The following is a 19,284-nucleotide window of genomic DNA, read 5'->3' as shown; positions in this document are numbered from 1 at the left end:
GCGGCGGAACGTCACCAGATCCCATCAGCTTCCCCCCAGGGTCGCCCGTCGCAGCGCACAACAGCCGTCCCTGGCCGACGGGTTCATGCAGTGGCGGGGGCGAGAGGGACGCTGTGGACGGTGGTCCACCGGTATGTCCGGCCGTCGCGGCGAAGTTCGACCAGGTCGACGGTATCGACATACAGAGGGACGGGCGGCAGGGTCCGCAGTGCGGCGGTGGCGTCTATGACGGGGCGGGCGTCGCGGGGGGTGTTGCTGTAGAGGATTCCGAGGTGGGGGCGGAAGCCGGTGGTCGGCTTGCCGGGGGTCAGGCCGATGTCGCGGGCCGCGGCGCTGAGTTCCGCGTGCAGGTGGACGAGCGGGGTCCAGGGGGCGAGGGAGAACCGGACAGCTCCGCGGGAGCCGGCGAGAGGGTGGGCGTCCAGGTGGAACGCGGGAAGGGCACAGTCGTCTACCGCGGAGGCAAGGCGGTCGAGGTCGGTTGCCGTCACCCGGTCGACGGGGCCGATGCGCGTGAGGGTCACGTGGAGACCATCGTGGGGTACGGCGTCCATTTCCAGGTGTCGCAGGGCGTCCTGGCAGTACCCCGCTCGGTTGATCAGGGTTCTGGCGTGCGGGAAGGTCAGCAGCCAGTAGTACGCACGTTGGCCGTTCTCCCAGCCCGGACGGTCCCAGTGGTTGACCATGCGGTCCACCGCCGTGAAGGCTTCCCAGTCGTGCCGGGCGATCACGTCCGGGTCGTCGAGCACGGCGGGTGGCACGGCGGGGAAGGCGCACTGGTCGGTGGCCAGGGCCGGGTGCTGTGCCACTGCCGAATCCTCCTCGTTACGGGACGATCGCCGTCAGAGGGTGACGGCGACAGGCGCGGCCTGTGGCTGGGCGCGCCACATCCGCAGGTCCTCGGCATAGTCGCCCACGGCGGGCTCGCCGCGCCACCGCTCGGCCGCATGAACGTACAGTTCGCTGGCCCGTTGCCATACCGACCGGATGGGCGCGGTGGTGCCGGCGTGCAGGGCACGGCGGCCCAGGAGCATGGCGTGTTCGAGCTCGGGAGCCTCCTGCCGGAGGAGCGCGGTGGCCACGTCGAGGCGGACGAGGGCGCGGCTCCAGTCGGAGTCGGAGTGCTCGATCAGCTCGTCGATCTCGGCGGCGTGGGTGTGGACGTGGTCGTAGTCGGTCAGGGACAGGCGGGCGGTGATGGCGTTGGCCAGGGTCCGGGCTGGGGAGTAGGGCACGAAGTCGATGCAGGAGGTCAGACCGGTGGGCAGGTGCGGTTGCCGGTCGGAGAGGGCCATGGCGGTGCCGATGGCGGCTTCGGCCCTTAAGCGGTCGCCGGTGCGGGCCAGGGCGCGGGCGCAGCCGTTGATGAGGAGCCGGATGGCCTGGGGGTTGCCCGGGTCCAGATCGATGCCGGCCTGCGCGGCGGCGTGGGCCTCGGCGTAGCGCTGGTTGTAGTAGAGGGCCAGCGACCGGGTACCCGCGGTCCACATCCGCAGGCCCAGCACTGCGTCGTCCTCCCCGTCCGGCCGGCCGGCGGCTTCGGCCAGTTCCTCGGCCTCGGTGCAGTACGCGTCCGCCACCTGGAAGGGCGCGTTCGCGTTGACGGCCATGTAGGCGAGCAGCCCGGAGACCTTGGCCGCCATGAGGAAGAGATCGGTGCGCATGCCCGCAGGCTGCTGCCCGGCGATCAGGGTCTGCAGCGTGGTGCGCAGCATCCGTGCCTCGCCCGCCAGTTGCTGGGGGCCGAGCACCTCGTAGCGGTCGATGATGCGGCGGATCGAGGCGGAGGCCATCGTCAGCAGAGCGGGATCGGTGTTCGAGCTCGTCAGGGTGCGGGCCTGGGCTATGACCTGGAGCGGGTCGTCGAACTCGACCCCAGGGCCGATCGGCGCCTGCGGATGCAGAAGCGGGGTGCTCTCCTCGCTGACGGTCTGGAAAAGGCGCTCGACTGACATGCCGAACATGTGGCGCAGCACGGTGGCGGCGGCGTTGTTCGGGGTGCGCTGGATCTGCCCGGTTATCCACCGGGCGAAGGTCGCCCGTGAGACGAAGGTATGGGCGAGTGCCGGGTCGCTTTCCTCTTTCGCCGCGTGCTGGGCCGTCTTGCGGAACGCGGCGCTGAACCGCTCGAACGACTTCAGGTCGCGGTCTTGGACCTCCAGGGAGAAGCGGGTGACCCGCGCGATCGGAGCCATCGCTCACCACCCGCCCGGAGCGGTGGCGTCGTCGAAGCCCAGCAGCGGAACGTCGTAGAGGTCCGGGGCCCGGCGGCGGATGAGGCCGGGGGCGAGGATCTCCTGGACGACGAGCTCGTTGACGAACTGGACCGTCGCACCCAGCAGGTGGCTGGTACGCCCGCTGGCGGAGTCGGCCTTCAGACCTGCTGCGACGTGGATATGGGGCGCCAGGCGGTCGGTCTCGACGTCCCAGGCCAGTGTGCCGCCACCGAGGACTTCGAGGCTCTCGAAGGTGACTTCGTCCCACACCGGAGCCTCGGGGTCGGCCAGGGGCTGGCAGCTGCCGACGAGCTGGGCCGTGCGGAAGCCGCCGATGAACGTGGGGATGTGGGCCGAGCGGATCTCGTGCTCCCGGCAGAAGTCGCCCAGGGCGGTGAAGAAGTCCTCCCCGTGGTCCAGGATCAGGACGAAGGACCGGCCCCAGATGATCGAGCGGGCTCGCATACTGCAGTCTCCTTGGCTGTGGGGCAGGTCAGTGCTGGTCGGCGAAGGCGGCGGCAATGGCCGTCCGGTCGGAGCCGGCGGTGAGGTGGGCCCACAGCAGCAGGCGGGCCTTGAAGGGGTCGAGGGAGCCGCCGCTGATCAGGCTGCGGCCCAGCAGGTCGCTCTCGGACCCGTCGAAGCTGTACGTCGCACTGAGCACGCTGCCGGAGCCGGTGCGGGAGGTCAGGACGACCGGGATGCGGGCCGCCAGCTTCTCCAGGCGGTCGGTCCAGTTGCCGGGGACGTGCCCGGCCCCGAACGCGGCGACAACCAGCCCGTCCAGCCGGTCTTCCAGGCCGTCCAGCAAGAGGCCGTCACTGCCCAGTGCCGCGTGGAGGACCTCCACCCGGGCCGACTGGCCTTGCGGGGGCAGTGGCGCGACGACGCAGGGCGCGCGCAGCGGAGTGACGCGCAAGTGCACCGCGCCCTCGACGATGTGGCCGATGGGCCCGGTGCCGGGGGAGGCGAAGGCGCTGGTGCTGGTGCTGTGGACCTTGCGGACGTGGCGGGCCGCGTGGATCTCGTCGGCGAAGACCACCACGACGCCCAGGTCCCGGACCGCGGGGCTCGAGGCCGTGTGCACGGCGGCCAGCAGGTTCGCTGGCCCGTCCGCACCCGGCGTCTGCGGGGGACGCATGGCACCGGTCAGGACCACCGGCGTTGGGCCGCGATGGAGCAGGTCCAGCAGGAACGCCGTCTCCTCCAGGGTGTCGGTGCCCTGGGTGACCACAATGCCGTCGACTCCCGAAGCCTCGGCCGCGCAGACACGTTCGGCCACCGCGGCCACGTCCTCGAAGGTCAGGGAAGCGCCGGGGACCTGCCGGACGTCCTCCACGAGGATCTCGGCCTCCGCATCCAGCCCGGGCACAGCCGCAACAAGATCGGCGCCGGCCAGCCGGGGCGTCACACCCCCTTCGCCGGCGGTGGCCCGGGTCATCGCGATCGTGCCGCCCAGGGTGAGGACGAGGACACGGCGGCGGGCAGCAGAGTTCACGGGAAATTCCCTTCGCAGACGGGACGGAACTGGCAGCGCAGTACAACGCGGGAGAGCCCTGGGCATGCGGCTCACCGGCCGGGCGCGAGAGCGCCGACGAATCGCAGGGCCTCGTCGAGGGCATCCACGCTCAGCAGACGACTGCGCGGCCGGATCAGCCGAGCGACGCCCAGCGCGGCGAGCTCGCGACAGCGGCTCACGAGCCATCCCCAGTCGAGGCCGAGGTAGTCCGCCAGCGCCCGCAGACGCTGCTGCGGCTCCCCATCGGCGGCAACCGTGCCGGTGCGCGCATCGGCAATGACGTCCTCGAAGTGCCGAAGGTCCGCAGGTGCGGAGGTGGTGTCGGTCTTCCACAGCCCTTCGGCGCGGACCCACGTGGCCAGGACAGCACGCTGCCCGGGGACCAGGGCGAAGCCGTCCACCGCGCCGAACTCCGGACGCGGTGTCACCCACACTCGCACCCCCAGGCGTTCCATCAGCGCGACGGCAAGGAGGAGTAAAATCCGCTCGTAGCCGCCGCTGCGGCGCACCACCGCCTCGGGCACGCAGAACACCCGAGACAGGTCGCCACCGGCGAAGCGCCGCGCCTGGGCGTACAAATAGTCGGCTTTGTGGCGGTAGAACAGCCAGGCCGCGGCTTCCTCACCGGTCTGCTCCCGGGTGAAGCACACCGGCGGGCCCGCGACGTCGAGCAAGTGCCGCCCAAGGTGGCGGGCACAGAACAGACTTCCGAGCCAGCTGCTGCCCACCGAGGAGAGCCCGGGGACAGCCATGTGGCTGGGCGCCGACCGGTCCTGCGACAAGTAGGCCGCCAGAACCTCCTGCCCGCCGTCGAGAGCCTGATCATCGGCCAGCAGCCCGTCATCGAGCTGCACCAAAGCCCACAGGATGCCGTAGGTCAGGTCATCCAGCTCATGGGCCGCCGACAGCACCACCTCGCCCGCCCTGGAGGCAAGCGTGTTCCGGGCGATCCGGGAATCCACCACATACAGCCGTAAGCCCTCCGCCCGCTCGTCAACACCGACCAGCAGCCCGCGCCGCGCCGGACGGAGGAAGCCCTCGAGTAACCCGGGGTCGAGGACCTGGAAGACGGCCGCGCCGTCCCGGACGATGACCGGGTGCAGCTGGACGGCAGCCGTTGTTCCGTCCAGCACCCGGCGCCCCAGCAACTCCCAGGAGTCCGCCACCTCGGGTGCGGCGGACAGAAAAAGACGGGAAGTCGGCCAGCGCCGACTGATCGCCAAGGACGCCTGGAGATCCCCGCGGCCATGCGCCTGCGACAGCCGGGGCAGCATCGTCTCCGGAGCCGGGCTGAACAACTCGGCGACCGGGAACCCGAACAGCGCTTCCAGCACCCGCGCGGCGTCGTGCTGAGGCCGGCCGAACCAGTCGCCGGAGTACCAGCGGTCGAAAGTCGCCCGGCTGACCGTGACAGTGCCCAGACGAGGTTCATCCTCGGCGAGCTGTCTCGCCATGGCCTCGAACCTCTCACAGAAGGTGATCCACGCGTCCCACGCGCGCTCCTGGAGCAGCAGGCGGAACAGAGTGGGGGGCATCGCGACCTTCCTCCGGCGGAGAGACGGGGACGAGCGTCGGCCGGTACGCCAACGGCATATGCAGCACTGGGCAATTGAGCGCACACACCTCGTGACGTCTGGCTAGGATGCTCCCCGTACCGCGCCCTTAGCAACATGGGTCAACAAATTGTCGGAAGGATTGGTTGTCGGGTGACGGCGGCAGCCACCACACTGACGCACATGACGGAAGGGACCCGCGCCCCGGGCTCGCTGACCCTCGGCGAAGTCGGCCAGCGCCTCGCAGAGCTCCGCAACCGCGCCGACCTCACGCTCGTGCAGGTCGCCAACCAGCTGCGCAGCCGCGACCTCAAGATCGACGCGAGCGGACTCAGCCGCCTTGAGCGCGGCCAGCGCGCCCGGGTGAGCGAAGACCTGGCCAACGCGATCCTGGACTGCTACCTGGCCAGCCCGGCGGAGCGAACGGAGATCCTCGGCCTGCTCGGCACGGACACCGCGCCCACAGGCCGCCCCCGGCCCAAGCTGTGGCTCCGCCACGCCGACCTGCTCACGCCCATGCAGTTCGAGGGATACCTCAAGCAAGAACGGCAAGCCGCAGCCATCTGGAACTGGGAACCCTTCATCATCCCGGGTCTGCTACAGACACCGGACTACGCCCGCGCGGTCATCGAAGGCCTCCGCCCCGAACTCACACCGACCGCCGTCCGAGGCTTGGTCGACATCCGTGTCGACCGCCAGCACAAGGTCTACGACGGAGCCCTCACCGACTTCCGCGCCCTCATCGGCGAAGAGGCCCTCCTCAGCACGATCCAGGACACCGCTGTGATGCACGGCCAACTGCAGTGCCTACTCGACGAATCCACCCGACCCACCGTGGACATCCGCATCCTCCCGAGGAACACCGGATGCCACCCCGGCATGGCCGGACCCTTCGTACACATGCGCTTCCCCAAGACCACCAGCAGCGCCGTGTGGGTCGAGACGATGGCCACCTCGATCTACCTCGACCACCCCCACGAGACCACCCGCTACGCCTCGGCCTTCAAAGGCCTCTGGCAGCGGGCACTCAGCCCAGACGAAACCCGGGCGCTCATCACAAGAACAAGCAAGGAGCAGCACGCGTGACAGTGGACAAGCCGAACCCCGCCGAGCTCGACCTGACCAACATCGAGTGGGTCACCGCCAGTGGGGGCGGCGGCAACTGCGTTCTGCTGGGCAGGCAAGGGGAATTCATCCTCGTGGGTGACTCCAAGAACCCCGACCGCCTGCCGCAGATCTACACCCTTGACGAAGCGCGCACATGGGTCCAGGGGGCCAAGGACGGAGTCTTCGACGCCCTCCTCTGCCCGTAGCCGCGAAGTAGGGCACTCGCCGGGAGCCATGGGCATGCGAAACCCAGAGGACGGCCAGGACTTGCGGTACGAGGTGAGGTTGGGCCGTCAGGCTAGCCACAGAGAGACCGACAGCGCCCCGGTCAGGAGAAACGGACCGAAGGCGATCTGCTGCTTGCGGTGGGCCTTGCCGGTGACGGCCAGGGTGATGGCAGCGACGGCGCCGAGGAGAAAGCCGGTGAAGGTTCCGGTGAGGACGGCGGGCCAGCTGTGCCACCCGAGAAGGGCTCCGGCGGCAGGGGCGAGTTTCGCGTCGCCCATGCCCATGCCGGCGAGCGCGAGCACGAGGTAGGCCACGCCGAGGGCCGCGGCGGCCGTGAGCGCGCGGGGCAGGCTGCCGTTCTCGCCGGTGAGCCAGGCTCCGGCCAGGAGCAGGATCGTTCCGGCGCAGGCAGGCAGGGTCAGGATGTTGGGCAGGCGCTGGACGGCGATGTCGATCAGGACGAGGGCGACGCCGCAAGCGGCGAGCCAGTAGTGGGCAGCGGCCGTAAAGCCGGTCACGCCGGTGGCGGCGATCGCGGCGAAGGCCGTCCCCGCCAGAAGCTCGGGTACAGCCGGCGTCGGCCGGAGCCGGTGTTGGCAGGTGGGGCACCGGCCGAGCAGGAGCGGGCCGGGGCGGCGGAGGGAGAGGAGGGCGGTGGCGCAGCTGGGGCACTTCTCGCGCGGCGGTTCGCCGGCGGGGACCGCGCGGGTGAGGACCAGGGGCCGGGCCGCGGCGCCGGAGAGTGCTCCGGCCACGAAAGCGACAGCGACGGTTCCCAGCATCCAGCACTCCCCACGGCGGCGTGTTCCGGCCACCGGTGTGGACGGCCTGTGAAGCGTAACGAAGCCGTACGACATCCCGTCCGGGCGGAGGCCGGACGGATAGGCTCTCCCTTCTTCCGGGCGGGCCGGAGTGCCCGGGCGGGCGTAAAACGGGTGCTTCGTAGACTTCATGTCCCATACCGTTCGGATTCGCCGGATGGGCGACAACTGAGGACGACAACCGGGGAGTCCGGGTGGCTGGTTCGTGGCGCACGGAGGCAGCCCGGCATCCCGGTGTGAGGGGGAGCGCCGGTGCGCGCGGATGTGGCGAAGAGGACAGGCGGGATATCAGGGTCGGTCCCCGCCGCAGTGGACAGGGTGCTGTTCGATCCGCGTTTCACCGTCCTGGTCCTGCCCGGCGGCCGCGTCCACGCCAACGGGAAGCTGTTGTCCGGCCCGGAGCTGTGGCCCCTGATCCACCAGGCCTGGCATGTCCCGCGCGAGGCCGCCGCACGGCTCGGATACCCGGTCCGGATCAGCGTCGGGCGGCCTGACGGGAGCGTGAGCGCCTACTTGATGTCCGGCGACGGCGGCCACACCAGAGTCGCTGCGCACCCCGAGCTCGTCCCCTTGATGGCCGTGGATCCGCGGTGGAGCGACGGCGTGCTCGGCCGGCACCCCCTCCTTGCCTCCGTACGGGCCGCGGAGACTACCGGGGACTTCTCCCGGGTACGCCGGGCCGCCCGGAACCTGACGGACCACCTCGAACGGGGCGTCGGCACCACGCACCCCTACAGCGTCATGGCCCGTGAACTGGAAGGGCACTTCGCTCTGCTCGACCACGACGGGCTCGGCGCCGCCGCACACTTCACCTCAGCCGCGGAGACCCGCTACCGCATCCAGGCCCCGGCCCAGACGACGTCCTGCGCCCTGGATACCGCCGTCGCTGCCTTCCTGGCCGCCGTGGATTCCCGGGCGCCCGGCGCCTGGGAGACCGGCTACCGCCTCGCCCACACGCTTGTGCACATCGCTCCCCGCGGCACGGAACGCATCGCCGCGGTGCTCGAGCGCCTCGGCCCGGCATGCCTCGAACAGCGCGCCCTGTGAAGTGGCAGTTCGCCGGCGGGGGAGGGATGTGGTGGAGGCTCCATTGTTCTCCCGCCGCGACTGGGCCGCGCGGCCGGCGGTGGCCGTCGGCGGCCGCAGCGTGCCCTCGCCGGTGAGCCGGGCGCTCTGCTGCTTGTCCCGGGCTCGTCTTCGGGGCCCGGGGCAGGGAGTATGTGCGGTGCCTGTGCGGCGAGCAGCGCGGTGCGAGGGGAACCGGGAATGACGGCTGCTTCGCTTCCTGCCCCTGTCGCGGGTGAGCGGTGCGGCTCGTGGAACAGGGATACCGATGAATGGGGAGACCCGTTGGCCGGCAAGAGCGTCTTCCTGCGGAACCGAGCGGCCCGCCGTCTCTTGCGGGACCTGCAGGGTGTCGGATTCACCGATCTCGAAGTGTCGGACGTGGTCGGGCACTTCGATCGCGTCGTTGACTGGAAGCGCGGCGGTCTGTCACGGGACGAGCTCGGTCTCCTCACGGGCTGGGGTGAGCGGGGGTACCGCACCCTGACCGCTGCCCGGGCATTGCATGAGGCCAAGCGCGCACTGGGTGCTGCGATGGCCAGGGACTATCGCATGGGCAGGGGCGAAGAGGAGATCGTCGCGGAGGCCGCGTTCGTCATTCCCCTGGCAGAGGGCCGTAGGCTGCTGCACGACTCCCGGTTGCTGCACGACGCCCTGGCAGCGCTCCAGCCGTGGACACGGGTGTTCCTGATGCCGCACGGGGTGACGGCGACGCGACAGGGGATGGCGCCCACGACCATCTGCGTGCAGTGGAAGGGCGAAGACGAGGCCGCCCGCCGACAGGTGCTCGGCGGCCTGGACGAGGCGCTGCGGGCCGTCGGCATCGGATACCGGGACTGTGCGACGAAGGCGCCGCTCAACGAAGCGAGCCTGGCTGGGTGGACGGCGCGATCGTTTTGGGAGCTCTACTGGCTGGACGCCCCGCACACGCTGGAATCCGCCACGGAGTGATCCGTGACCAGCCCAGACCTCCGTCGGCTGAGGCTGCGGGAGCTGCCGACGCGATCGCCGGACGGTGCCGCGATGCGCTCGGCCCTCGGATACGGCGGGCCAGCTCGCCGACGTGCCCCGGGCCCTGGCTGCCGGACCAGCTGGCCCGATCCGGTGACAGTCGGTCATGTTCAGGTAAAAGCCGCCTGATCAAGGTGGGCGGTGACGATACTCCCCGGAGTCCGTTGAACGCGGCGGCGCGGTCACCAGACGCATCACCGCATGCGTCGCCGCGCCCACTCGCCGCGTGGTCGAATCCCGGAGGTTGCCCGTGCACCAGCAGACCACCGCCCCCGAAGGCGGCATGCAAGTGATCTCCGAGGCACTGCTGACGGCGTACCAGCACCTCGGTGCCGAGCACCAGGCCCTGGCCACGGAGACGCGGGGGACCAGCGCCAAGGAGCGGCTCGGGACGCTACGGCGCATGAAGCAGAGCCTGGCGGACGCGAGCATCCAACTGGTGCAAGGGCTGGAGCTGGTAGCCACCGTCCACGGGAAGCAGGCCCTCGGCCTGAGCGGTCAGGCCTCCCAGGATGCCGACGGCAAGGACTACTTCAGCCTCCCCTCCCTCGTCGATGCCGGCGAGAACCTCTTCGGCGCGCAGCGGCACATCGCCGAGGCCGTACGCTGCCTGGGCAAGGCCTACGAGCCCACGCAGAAGTACCGCGCCCTCGCGGTCGCTCGCCGCCCGCAGCACATGAGCACCGTTTTCCGCGGCCTGCGAGCCGCCATCACCGCGCTGCGCACGGAACTCACCACACGCGGCCAGGGCGATGAAGCCGCCGAATGCGACACCCTGACCGGCCTCCTGGACCAGCTGGAGCCCCGGGTGTGCCGTCCCGTGCCTGCCCAGACCTCCGGCCCCACGGCCGACGACGTGACCACCGCGATCCTCGCGGACCCCACCATCGCCCGGGCGGCCGCCGATGCCCTGAAGCAGCTCACGAACACCTGACCCAGCATCGCCGTCCGGGCCGCGCCCGCGGGCCAGGTCCGGGCAGGGCGGCTACCAGGTGACGGGTCCCCGACCCGGACCTGGCATGGCAGCGTTCCCCCGTCGGGCTGGGCTCGTTGACCTGGACATGGACGTCATCGCGCTGGCCCGGGCAGGCTCCCGCCTCCAGCACACCGACCAGATGCTCTCCCATGCCTGTGACCACCTGGCGTCCCGGGGCCGTCACGGCGTGAGCGGCAGCAGGGCGGACACCGCGCTCGGCAAGGTGCACCAGCGCGTCGCGCAGGCCCGCGACGACGTTCTCGTCGCCTACGGACTCGCAACGATCACTGCAGCTTCACAGTCAGAGGCGAGGGACCGCGCGCTGACGGCCTACAGCGAGCTCGCTGACCTGTCGGACGGCTTCGACAGCTCCCTCGAGGCATTGCGGAGCGCGGGTGTTGACGTGTCCCTCCTCGCCCGCGTGTGCCAGACGCTGGGCCAGGCCGTGGTCCAGCTCGCGCACGGCATCGGAGACGGGGACCTCGCGGCCGGCGGCGACGGACGAACCCCCGTGCGCCTTGCCATGATGTTCACCGTCCACGCGGAAGCAGTTGCCGCTCCAGCCACGCCGCGGTAGCCACCGGGCTGGAAGGCGCCGGGCCCGGATGCTCCGGGCCGCCGGATGCCTCCGGGTCGGAAACCATGGAGAGGCCACCGCCTGGCGGTCTGCCCCGTCGGGCACGGCCTGGCGGGCGGTCCTCGCTCGGTGGAGTCGGCCGGTCGGCCGAGCGTCGCGCTGCTCTATCCCTGGACGTCTTCGACGGTCATGTCACCGCGCAGGCGCAGGTAGCGCACCGGGTGTCGGTACCGCCCCCGGTCCACGGCGGTGTCGGCGGTGAACTCGGCGACGAGCTCGGGAACGACGACCTGGAAGAGGAGGGGCTCGGAGCTGCCCCAGCCGGCCGTGAAACGACGGCCGTACCAGGGATGGCCGGGCCCGGCGGTGCGCAGGACGGCGCCCAGCTCGGCCGACGCCGCCGGGCGCAGCGGTGTGGAGCGGGCGATCAGACGCAGCTCGCCCGCGGGGTCGGGGTGTCCGAGCAGAAGCGTCTGCGGCGCGGTCGCGGTGCCGGTGACGGCGCCGATGATCCCCTCCGCCGTCGTCCGGGTCCGCAGCTTCAGCCACCCGCGCTGACCAGGCCGGTACCGGGAGCTCAATTCCTTGATCATGACGCCTTCGATCCCGGCTGCGCCCCAGGCGGGGTCGAGCCAGGCGCGGGCTGTCTCCTGGTCGGTGGTCTGCGGGCACAGTGCCCAGGGCGCGCAGAGCCTCAGGGTGGCGAACAACTCCTCCAGCCGGGCGCGGCGCTCGCTCAGGGGCCGGTCGAGAAGGACGGTGCCGGAGACCTCGAGCAGGTCGAACACGATCAGGTGGGCCGGCCGCTGCTGTGCGGCACGCGCTGCCGTGAGCCCCCGGCGGCGGGCCCGGTGCTGGAGAGCCGCGAAGTCGAGCCGCTGCCCGTCCCACACCACCAGTTCGGAGTCGAAAACCGCTTCGACTCCGAGAGCGGACGCGGCCCGGGTGATCTCCGGGAACGCCGGACCCAGATCAGCGCCGCGCCGCGACTGGACGTAGGGCACCGGCCGGGCGAAGACCAGAGCACGGTAGCCGTCGACTTTCTGCTCGAACGCGGTCTGCCCGGCCGCCCCGGCATAAGGGAACTCGTGGACAGGCCGTGCCAGCATCGGCTCGAGGGGAGGCGACAGGTGCACGCTTCACTTCTACGCGATCCGCGCCTCCTGCGCGCCCGCGGCCCCACGGGTGTCTTCTGTCGCGGAAGGTGGACCGTTTGCCATCGAAGCTGGACCGAGGTGACAAGCCGGAGCACGACGGGCTGGCGTGCGGTAGGACAGGGCTCCGAACCTGGTGGTGACCTGCGAACGGCGCCACCGCTGATGCGGCGACGCCGTTGCATCGGGGCGCCCGACGGCGCTTTGCCCCCGGTAACCGGAGGTGCTGGTTTGGCATCGCTGCCGAGGCAGACGGCCTGGCGCCGTGTGCCCGAATTCTGCGGCGCCACCCAACAGAGTAGCGGCAGCTGCCATTTGCGCGGGGGCCGTCGACGAACGAGTACGGGACGCCAGTCCAACTTGGGTGACAAACGGTCCACCTTCCGTGTCGGAGGACAACTAGGGACATGTGCGTAACCCGGGCCGGGCTCCGGTCGTTGAGCCGGACGAAGTCCGGCCCCGCGCCCCGGCACCTGCATATGGTGCGGCAGACTGCGCAGATGACCACCCCCGCACACGGCCGGACACCGCTCGGCAACGGCGTCCGCGCGATCATCCCGTCCTCGGATCCCAGGCCCAGTGAGCGAGCCGCCCGCGCCCTGGCTCCTTTCCAGCACATCCCGGTCCCCGCGGGCGTCATCGAGGCCGCCAGACACCTCATCGAACCTCTGCTCCACGGCGAGAACGAGCAGGACCGTGCCAGTGCCGAGGCGATCCTCGCCCACTTCGACGCTGCGATAGCCCAAGCCGTATCCAGCGTCACCGCCGGCTGACCACGCCGGCCCGGGCCGCTGAGGGCGCCGGTGTGACGACGCTGCGTCGTAACCCGCCATACCTCCAGTGAACGCCCACGGCGGCCGCCAGGCTTAGCTCAGCGCCAGCCGCTGGCCGTCCTGCCTCGAGCACGGGGGATCTGGGCGCCAGGACCCCGCTCCGTCCGCGTCCTCGCGGACTCCCGGTGGGCACGAAGCGGGCACGTTCACGCGCGTGGTGGAGCGGGTGACCAGCCGCCGCAGCGCCGGCAGTCGGTGAGGATCGCTACGCCGCGCTGCTCGGTGTCCAGCAGCAGCCCGGCAACCTCGGGGGCCGGGGCGTCCAGGACTTCCCATGTCCCGCTGCTGATCACGATCTTGCCGTTCGCCGGCACCGTCGGACACTGCTGCCGGTGTGCACTGACCCGAACTTCCTGCCCGGTGGTGCTGCGCCTGAGCCGGGCGAGGAGAAACCGCTCGGCGGGGTCGGACACTGGGGCCGGAACAGTGGAGATCATCTCGGGCATTCCCGCACCATAACCGGCTAGGGGGCGGCTCTTCGCCCCGCCGCGTTACGGGGGAGCACAGCACTGTGCAATCAGGCGGGCAGGTCCTGGCACTGAAGGGCTTGCGGGGTGCACATGCCCGACGAGCACGCCGGTCCGGGCCCGCGAGATCTCTGCGCAGTGGGTGATCGCCGTCGGCCGCCGCGCGCCCCGCAGGGGCGGCGGTGGCGCGGCCTCATCGGCGGCGCCGGGAAGCCAGCGCGAAGGCGGTGCCGATCCCAGTGAAGATCAGCCCGATTCCTCCGAAGAGCAGCGGCAGCAGCCACAGCGAGAGGAACCCCTTGATCCGCGCGTCCTCGGGCGCATCCGGGCGGTAGAGCACCTCAACCTGCTCACCCACCTTGTACGAGGGCGGATTGGACCCCGCGGAGTCCTGGAACCTCGTCCGGGCGCCATTCGCCGAGGTGAACTCGACCACCGGGTACGCCACAGGCGGGTTGTCCTGGCGGGATCCGCCGTCGCGGTCCTCCTGCCAGTCCAGGGCCACTACCGTGCCCCGGGCGCGTTCCGCATTCGTGAGGAAGGCAACCGATATTCCCGCAAAGACCAGTCCGATGACCAGGCACAGCGCCCCGATCGCGATCATCGCGACATTGAGCCCGCGGGGGACACCACGCCCGCGTACCTGAAACTCGATCTGCACAACATCCCCCTCGCTCCGGACAAGCGAGAAGGACGGTATCCCACGCGTCCCGGTCGTCACGCTGCTGGCACGGGCAGGCCGGGCACCACGTCGCCGCGGACTGGCCACCCAGGGCAGCGGGACCGGCTGTTGTTTCGGGCCGGGACCCGCACGCCGCCGGGTTGCTGTTCAAGCGGTCTTCGGGGCCTTGCGGGCGGCCTCCGCGATCTCCCAGCAGGCGACGCACAGCGTTTTGGCGCCCGGCCCGTACCGGCAACACGGTTGGCGGCAGCGCGCACAGGGTCCGACCTGCGACGGCGGGCAAGTCAGGGCGGGGACCTTGATCGATTCTCGGGTGACCACGGCTGGGGTTCCTCTCGGCTCTCATCACAGGACAAAACGGTTGCCGCGCACATTCCCGACGGGCATGTGAGATGCGATGTTCGATTTCCGTTCGATACTGTAAAGATATCGGCCACGGTGGCCGGAAGGGGAGGGTGGGCAAAGACCGGAGGCAGCGATGAGCGGCGGGACGCACCTGCACGTCTCCTCCGGGTACTCGGCCCGCTACGGCGTCTCCCACCCGCACGTGCTGGTGGAACGGGCCGCGGAGCGGGGCATCGGTGCGCTCGCGCTGACCGACCGCGACACCGTCAGCGGCGTGGTCCGGTTCGCCAAGGCAGCCATGGCTGCCGGGGTCCGGCCCATCTTCGGTGTCGACGTCGCGGTCGCCCCGCACGAGCCTGGCCCGCTGCGGCCCGAACGGCAGCGCACCCCCGTCCGCGGCGGTGCCCACGTGGTCGAGCCGCCCCTGCGGGTGACTCTGCTCGCGCAGAACCGGGGCGGATGGGCGCGCCTGTGCCGGATGGTCTCCGCCGCCCACGCCCAGGCTGCCGGCGGGCCTCCGGTCCTCACCTGGACCATGCTCCGTGACTACGCCGGTGAGGGCCTGACCGTGCTGCTGGGGCCGGTGTCCGAGCCGGTGAGGGCACTGTCCGCCGGACGGGCCGACCGAGCCGAGCAGCTCCTCGTCCCGTGGCGCGACCTGGTCGGGGACGGCCTTCGCCTGGAGGTCATGTGGTGGGGCCTGCCCGGCACCGGTCCGGGCTCGCTGCGCCTGGCCGCTCGTACCCTCGGCCTGGCCGACCGGCTCGGCATCCCCGCCGTGCTGACCAACGCCGTCCGCTACGCCGACCCCGGCCAGCACCCCCTCGCCGACGTCCTCGACGCCGCTCGCCTGCTGCGGCCCGTCGACCGGCGCCGCCTGGACAGCGGCCGGCGCTGGCTGACGGACCCCGCGACGATGGCGGCCGCTGCCGAGCGGATCACCGAGGCCGCAGGCGCCGGGCCCCGCCGCGCCGCCCAGCTGCTGGCGCAGACCGCCCTGAGCGCAGAGCAGTGCGTCCTGGACCCGGTGACCGACCTCGGTCTGGGCCGGCCGCACTTCCCGGAACCGGAGGTCGTCGGCGCGCAGGCCGGTCCGGGCGGCGCGATGCGGCTGCTGCGCCAGCGCTGCGAGACCGGGATGATCGCGCGTGGCCTGGAGCGTGACCGGCGCGCCGTAGAGCAGCTCGAGTACGAGCTCGGCGTGATCGGCCGGCTGGGGTTCGAGCCGTATTTCCTGGCCGTGGCCCAGGTGGTGGCGGACGTCCGGGCCATGGGCATCCGGGTGGCCGCCCGCGGCTCCGGTGCCGGATCCATGGTCAACCACTCGTTGAGCATCGCCACGGCCAACCCCTTGGAGCACAACCTCCGATTCGAGCGGTTCCTCAGCCTGCGCCGGGCGTCCCTGCCGGACATCGACCTCGACGTGGAGTCCGCCCGCCGCCTGGACGTCTACGACAAGATCATCTCCCGGTTCGGTGCCCAGCGCGTGGCGGTGACCGGCATGCCGGAGACCTACCGCGCGCGGCACGCGCTGCGGGATACGGCCCTGGCCCTGGGCATCCCGCCGCAGGAGGCCGGGCGGATCGCCAAGGCGTTCCCGCACGTGCGGGCCAGGGACATCCGCGGCGCGCTGGCCGAGCTGCCTGAACTGCGCTCCCTGGCCGCGCAGGCGGACTCGTACGGGCGCCTGTGGGAGCTCGCCGAGGGCCTGGACGGGCTGCCGCGGGGGTTCGCGATGCACCCGTGCGGGGTGATCCTCTCCAACGCCGGCCTGCTCGACCGTCTGCCTGTCCAGCCCGCGCCCGGCGGGCAGTACCCGACCCTTCAGGCCGACAAGGAGGACGTGGAGGACTTGGGCCTGCTGAAGCTCGATGTCCTGGGGGTGCGGATGCAGTCGGCGATGGCGCACGCCGTCGCCGAGATCCGCCGGACCACCGGCCGGCAGCTCGACCTGGACTCTCCCGACCACGTGCCCCTGGACGACGCGGAGACCTTCGAGCTCATCCGCTCCGCCGAGACGCTCGGCTGCTTCCAGATCGAGAGCCCCGGGCAGCAGGACTTGGTGGGCCGCCTGCAACCGCGGACCGTCCAGGACGTGATCGCGGACATCTCGCTCTTCCGTCCCGGCCCCGTGCAAGGCGGCATGCCCGCCCGCTTCATCGCGGCCCGCCACGGCGCCGCCCCGCACTACGCCCACCCCGACCTGGAACCGCTGCTGGCCGACACCTACGGCGTGGTCATCTGGCACGAGCAGATCATCGACATCCTGGCCACGATGACCGGCTGCGACCGGGCCCTGGCCGAAGTCGCCCGCCGTGCCCTGGGCGATGCCGACCGCCTGCCCGGCCTGGAGGCCTGGTTCCGCCACGAGGCCGCCGCCCGCGGCTACAGCCCGCAGGTCCTGACAGAAGTGTGGAATACGGTCAAATCGTTCGGCGCGTACGGCTTCTGCCGCGCGCACGCCGTCGCCTTCGCTGTGCCCGCCATGCAGTCCGCCTACCTCAAGACCCACCACCCGGCCGCGTTCCTCGCCGGCCTGCTGGAGCACGACCCCGGAATGTGGCCCACCCGCGTCCTCATCGCGGACTTCCGCCGGCGCGGCGTCCCCGTCCTGCCCGTCGACATCAACCGCTCCCACCCCTCCCACCGCGTGGAGAAGACCGACGACGGGCGGTGGGCGGTGCGCCTCGCCCTGAGCACGGTCAAGGGCATCTCCGAGGACCAGGTCGAACGCATCGCCGCCGGGCAGCCCTACGTCTCGCTCCAGGACCTGTGGCAGCGAGCCCACCCCGCCCTGCCCATCGCCCAGCGCCTGATCGAGATCGGCGCGCTCGACGCCCTGCGCGGCACGCTCACCCGCCGGGACCTGCTCCTGCAGACCACTGAGCTCCACCGCCACACCCGCACCCACCACCCCGCTGCCGGCCAGCTCCCCCTCGACGGCACCCTCGTGACGGCCGAGCCGTCCGGCCTGCCGGAGATGACCAGCCGCGAAGCCCTCAGCGCCGAACTCGCCACCCTCTCCATCGACGTCAGCCAGCACCTGATGGACCATCACCACCGGCTTCTGCGCGAGGTCGGCGCCACCAGCGCCGCCCGCCTGCGCACCCTCCAGCCCGGCCAGAAGGTCCTGGTCGCCGGCGTACGCGCCTCCACCCAGACCCCGCCCTCCTCTGGCAAGCGGATCATCTTCGTCACCCTCGAAGACGGCACCGGCCTGGTCGATCTCGCCTTCTTCGACAACACCCACGAAGCCTGCGCCCATACGATCTTCCACTCGGGAATCCTGCTGGTCAGAGGCACGGTGGAGGCTCGCGGGCCACGCCGTACGGTCGTCGGGGAGACTGTCTGGGACCTCGAACAGCTCGCCACCACCCGCCGCGACCACGGCCCCGAAGCCGTCCTGAAGCTCCTCGGCCGTACCCGCCCCGCGCCCACTCCCGCCCAACCGCCCACCCAGCAGACCCTCGCGAACGGCACCAGCGGAGCGCGCCTTCACCCCTGGGCAGACCTCCAAGCGGCCGGCACCCCTTCCGCCGACCTCACCGCCCTCGGCTACACCAGCCCCGGGAGCGCCGGATGACCCTCCCCACCACACGATCGCGCACGATCGCGCGCATCCACTTCCACCCGGCCGAGGCAGCGCCCGGGCTGTATGAGCAGCTCCTGGACGTCCTCCACGGCATCAGCCCCCTCGTCGAACCCCATCCCGCGGACTGGTCCGCCACCGTCGACCTCACCGGCGCCCTGCCCTACTGGCGCATGGACGCCGCCGACCTGACCGCCCTGATCCGCCTGCGCCTGCTCGCCCTCCACGGCGTCCCCAGCTCCGCCGGCACCGGGTGCACACGCATGATCGCCACCATGGCGGCCGCCACCACACCCCCGGGACACACCACGATCATCGGCAGCACCCCCTACGACATCCACGCCTTCCTGCGCCCCCAGCCCACCGCGGCGCTCCCCGGCATCGGCCCGGCCACCGCCCGCACCCTGACCCGCTACGGCATCCACACCATCGGCGACATCGCCGACACCCCCACGGCCACCCTCCAGCGCATCCTCGGCACCGCCGCCGCCCGCCAGGCCCACGCCCGCGCCCACGGCATCGACCCCCGCCCCGTCATCCCCACCGCCCTGCCCAAGTCCGCCAGCGCCACCCACCACTTCACCCGCGACACCCTCGACCCGGCAGAACACCGACGGGCGATCCTCGCCCTCGCCAACCACCTCGGCCAGCGACTGCGCACCAACGGCGAAGCCACCGGAGCCCTGGCCCTCATGGTCCGCTACGCCGACCGCTCCTCGACGAGCCGCAGCAGAGTGCTGCCCGAGGCCACCCACCACAGCCACCTCCTGGTCAGCGCCGCCTACGACATCCACGCCTCGCTCGCGCTCCAACGGGCACGCGTAACCGCCTTCTCGCTGCGCGCCGAGGCGCTGCGCCCCATCGAACAGGCCGCGCGCCAGCTCACGTTCGACCCCGCCGACGAGCGCACGATCGCCCTCGAAGCAGCAGCCGACCGCGCGCGAGCCCGGTTCGGCCCCGGCATCATCAAGCCCGCAGCCCTCGCTCCGGCTCCGGCTCGCACCGGCCCGCGGGCGGTGAGCTCACCGGTACCCGCAGGGTGAGTGGCGCGCTGACGCCTTCGCCTCGACGGTGCGCTTCATGGCCCCGCCCCCGCCCCGCCAGTGACCTGCCGAAGAAACCTGCCCGCTGCTGTCACACG

Annotated in this window: 18 protein-coding genes; 9 read left to right on the top strand and 9 right to left on the bottom strand. The window is 71.4% G+C overall.

The features are described from left to right. Window positions 1–83: 83 nt before the first annotated feature. From ACFY1P_RS20290 to ACFY1P_RS20270, 5 genes are all read right to left on the bottom strand, one after another. A complete protein-coding gene (locus ACFY1P_RS20290) occupies window positions 84–809 on the bottom strand; it encodes a 2'-5' RNA ligase family protein (protein WP_390751395.1) in 726 nt (241 codons plus the stop codon). A gap of 33 nt (window positions 810–842) precedes the next feature. Further along, complete coding sequence (locus ACFY1P_RS20285) at window positions 843–2,195, bottom strand: hypothetical protein (protein WP_390751394.1); 1,353 nt, start codon at window positions 2,193–2,195, stop codon at window positions 843–845. A gap of 3 nt (window positions 2,196–2,198) precedes the next feature. Then, window positions 2,199–2,681, bottom strand: a complete 483-nt coding sequence (locus ACFY1P_RS20280) for a PPC domain-containing DNA-binding protein (RefSeq protein WP_390751393.1) — start codon at window positions 2,679–2,681, stop codon at window positions 2,199–2,201. Between the two features lie 28 nt (window positions 2,682–2,709). Beyond that, on the bottom strand, window positions 2,710–3,657 hold the full coding sequence (locus ACFY1P_RS20275; RefSeq protein WP_390751506.1) for an asparaginase: 948 nt from the start codon (window positions 3,655–3,657) through the stop codon (window positions 2,710–2,712). A gap of 128 nt (window positions 3,658–3,785) precedes the next feature. Further along, entirely contained in the window at window positions 3,786–5,189 is a 1,404-nt protein-coding gene (locus ACFY1P_RS20270; protein ID WP_390751392.1) for a transcriptional regulator, XRE family protein, read from the bottom strand. A gap of 282 nt (window positions 5,190–5,471) precedes the next feature. Here ACFY1P_RS20270 and ACFY1P_RS20265 point away from each other — a divergent pair, with 282 nt between their 5' ends. Together ACFY1P_RS20265 and ACFY1P_RS20260 are read left to right on the top strand one after the other, a co-directional pair. After that, a complete protein-coding gene (locus tag ACFY1P_RS20265; RefSeq protein ID WP_390751391.1) occupies window positions 5,472–6,374 on the top strand; it encodes a helix-turn-helix domain-containing protein in 903 nt (300 codons plus the stop codon). After that, window positions 6,371–6,601 carry a DUF397 domain-containing protein gene (locus ACFY1P_RS20260; RefSeq protein WP_390751390.1) on the top strand — a complete coding sequence of 77 codons (231 nt, stop codon included), beginning with the start codon at window positions 6,371–6,373 and terminating at the stop codon, window positions 6,599–6,601. Before ACFY1P_RS20265 ends, ACFY1P_RS20260 begins: the two co-directional genes overlap by 4 nt. Window positions 6,602–6,688: 87 nt before the next feature. Here the strand turns inward: ACFY1P_RS20260 and ACFY1P_RS20255 are convergent, their stop codons facing one another. Beyond that, the gene (locus ACFY1P_RS20255) at window positions 6,689–7,405 is read right to left on the bottom strand and encodes a prepilin peptidase (RefSeq protein WP_390751389.1); all 717 of its coding nucleotides are present in this window, start codon (window positions 7,403–7,405) and stop codon (window positions 6,689–6,691) included. Between the two features lie 357 nt (window positions 7,406–7,762). Here ACFY1P_RS20255 and ACFY1P_RS20250 point away from each other — a divergent pair, with 357 nt between their 5' ends. The 4 genes from ACFY1P_RS20250 (at window position 7,763) to ACFY1P_RS20235 (ending at window position 11,073) form a co-directional block, all read left to right on the top strand. Continuing rightward, a complete protein-coding gene (locus tag ACFY1P_RS20250) occupies window positions 7,763–8,491 on the top strand; it encodes a hypothetical protein (RefSeq protein WP_390751388.1) in 729 nt (242 codons plus the stop codon). A gap of 303 nt (window positions 8,492–8,794) precedes the next feature. Beyond that, on the top strand, window positions 8,795–9,460 hold the full coding sequence (locus ACFY1P_RS20245; protein WP_390751387.1) for a hypothetical protein: 666 nt from the start codon (window positions 8,795–8,797) through the stop codon (window positions 9,458–9,460). 310 nt (window positions 9,461–9,770) lie between these two features. Then, entirely contained in the window at window positions 9,771–10,454 is a 684-nt protein-coding gene (locus tag ACFY1P_RS20240; RefSeq protein ID WP_390751386.1) for a hypothetical protein, read from the top strand. A gap of 85 nt (window positions 10,455–10,539) precedes the next feature. Continuing rightward, complete coding sequence (locus ACFY1P_RS20235) at window positions 10,540–11,073, top strand: hypothetical protein (RefSeq protein ID WP_390751385.1); 534 nt, start codon at window positions 10,540–10,542, stop codon at window positions 11,071–11,073. Window positions 11,074–11,237: 164 nt separating this feature from the next. On the opposite strand, the gene ACFY1P_RS20230 is transcribed toward ACFY1P_RS20235, so the two are convergent. Continuing rightward, window positions 11,238–12,182: an ATP-dependent DNA ligase gene (locus tag ACFY1P_RS20230; protein ID WP_390751384.1), complete on the bottom strand. Its 945-nt coding sequence runs from the start codon at window positions 12,180–12,182 to the stop codon at window positions 11,238–11,240. A 545-nt stretch (window positions 12,183–12,727) separates the two neighbouring features. Between ACFY1P_RS20230 and ACFY1P_RS20225 the strand changes: the two genes are divergently transcribed. Then, complete coding sequence (locus ACFY1P_RS20225; RefSeq protein ID WP_390751383.1) at window positions 12,728–13,000, top strand: hypothetical protein; 273 nt, start codon at window positions 12,728–12,730, stop codon at window positions 12,998–13,000. Window positions 13,001–13,206: 206 nt separating this feature from the next. Here the strand turns inward: ACFY1P_RS20225 and ACFY1P_RS20220 are convergent, their stop codons facing one another. Together ACFY1P_RS20220 and ACFY1P_RS20215 are read right to left on the bottom strand one after the other, a co-directional pair. Further along, window positions 13,207–13,506 carry a hypothetical protein gene (locus tag ACFY1P_RS20220; protein WP_390751382.1) on the bottom strand — a complete coding sequence of 100 codons (300 nt, stop codon included), beginning with the start codon at window positions 13,504–13,506 and terminating at the stop codon, window positions 13,207–13,209. Window positions 13,507–13,720: 214 nt separating this feature from the next. Beyond that, complete coding sequence (locus ACFY1P_RS20215; protein WP_390751381.1) at window positions 13,721–14,188, bottom strand: DUF3592 domain-containing protein; 468 nt, start codon at window positions 14,186–14,188, stop codon at window positions 13,721–13,723. Between the two features lie 499 nt (window positions 14,189–14,687). On the opposite strand from ACFY1P_RS20215, the gene ACFY1P_RS20210 reads away from it, so the two are divergent. Beyond that, window positions 14,688–18,137: a DNA polymerase III subunit alpha gene (locus ACFY1P_RS20210; RefSeq protein ID WP_390751380.1), complete on the top strand. Its 3,450-nt coding sequence runs from the start codon at window positions 14,688–14,690 to the stop codon at window positions 18,135–18,137. Next, complete coding sequence (locus ACFY1P_RS20205; RefSeq protein WP_390751379.1) at window positions 18,134–19,186, top strand: hypothetical protein; 1,053 nt, start codon at window positions 18,134–18,136, stop codon at window positions 19,184–19,186. Before ACFY1P_RS20210 ends, ACFY1P_RS20205 begins: the two co-directional genes overlap by 4 nt. The last annotated feature ends 98 nt before the right edge of the window (window positions 19,187–19,284 follow it).

This window comes from Streptomyces sp. NPDC001407 (assembly GCF_042895325.1).
GTDB lineage: Bacteria > Actinomycetota > Actinomycetes > Streptomycetales > Streptomycetaceae > Streptomyces.
Note: the sequence above shows the minus strand (reverse complement) of the source record. Positions and strands in the feature narration are given on the sequence as shown.

Coding starts and splice junctions, on each gene's coding strand:
- ACFY1P_RS20220 (WP_390751382.1), bottom strand. CDS start 13,506: ATGCCCGAGATGATCTCCACTGTTCCGGCCCCAGTGTCCGACCCCGCC.
- ACFY1P_RS20275 (WP_390751506.1), bottom strand. CDS start 3,657: ATGACCCGGGCCACCGCCGGCGAAGGGGGTGTGACGCCCCGGCTGGCC.
- ACFY1P_RS20205 (WP_390751379.1), top strand. CDS start 18,134: ATGACCCTCCCCACCACACGATCGCGCACGATCGCGCGCATCCACTTC.
- ACFY1P_RS20255 (WP_390751389.1), bottom strand. CDS start 7,405: ATGCTGGGAACCGTCGCTGTCGCTTTCGTGGCCGGAGCACTCTCCGGC.
- ACFY1P_RS20235 (WP_390751385.1), top strand. CDS start 10,540: ATGGCAGCGTTCCCCCGTCGGGCTGGGCTCGTTGACCTGGACATGGAC.
- ACFY1P_RS20225 (WP_390751383.1), top strand. CDS start 12,728: ATGACCACCCCCGCACACGGCCGGACACCGCTCGGCAACGGCGTCCGC.
- ACFY1P_RS20265 (WP_390751391.1), top strand. CDS start 5,472: ATGACGGAAGGGACCCGCGCCCCGGGCTCGCTGACCCTCGGCGAAGTC.
- ACFY1P_RS20280 (WP_390751393.1), bottom strand. CDS start 2,681: ATGCGAGCCCGCTCGATCATCTGGGGCCGGTCCTTCGTCCTGATCCTG.
- ACFY1P_RS20230 (WP_390751384.1), bottom strand. CDS start 12,182: ATGCTGGCACGGCCTGTCCACGAGTTCCCTTATGCCGGGGCGGCCGGG.
- ACFY1P_RS20285 (WP_390751394.1), bottom strand. CDS start 2,195: ATGGCTCCGATCGCGCGGGTCACCCGCTTCTCCCTGGAGGTCCAAGAC.
- ACFY1P_RS20210 (WP_390751380.1), top strand. CDS start 14,688: ATGAGCGGCGGGACGCACCTGCACGTCTCCTCCGGGTACTCGGCCCGC.
- ACFY1P_RS20270 (WP_390751392.1), bottom strand. CDS start 5,189: ATGGCGAGACAGCTCGCCGAGGATGAACCTCGTCTGGGCACTGTCACG.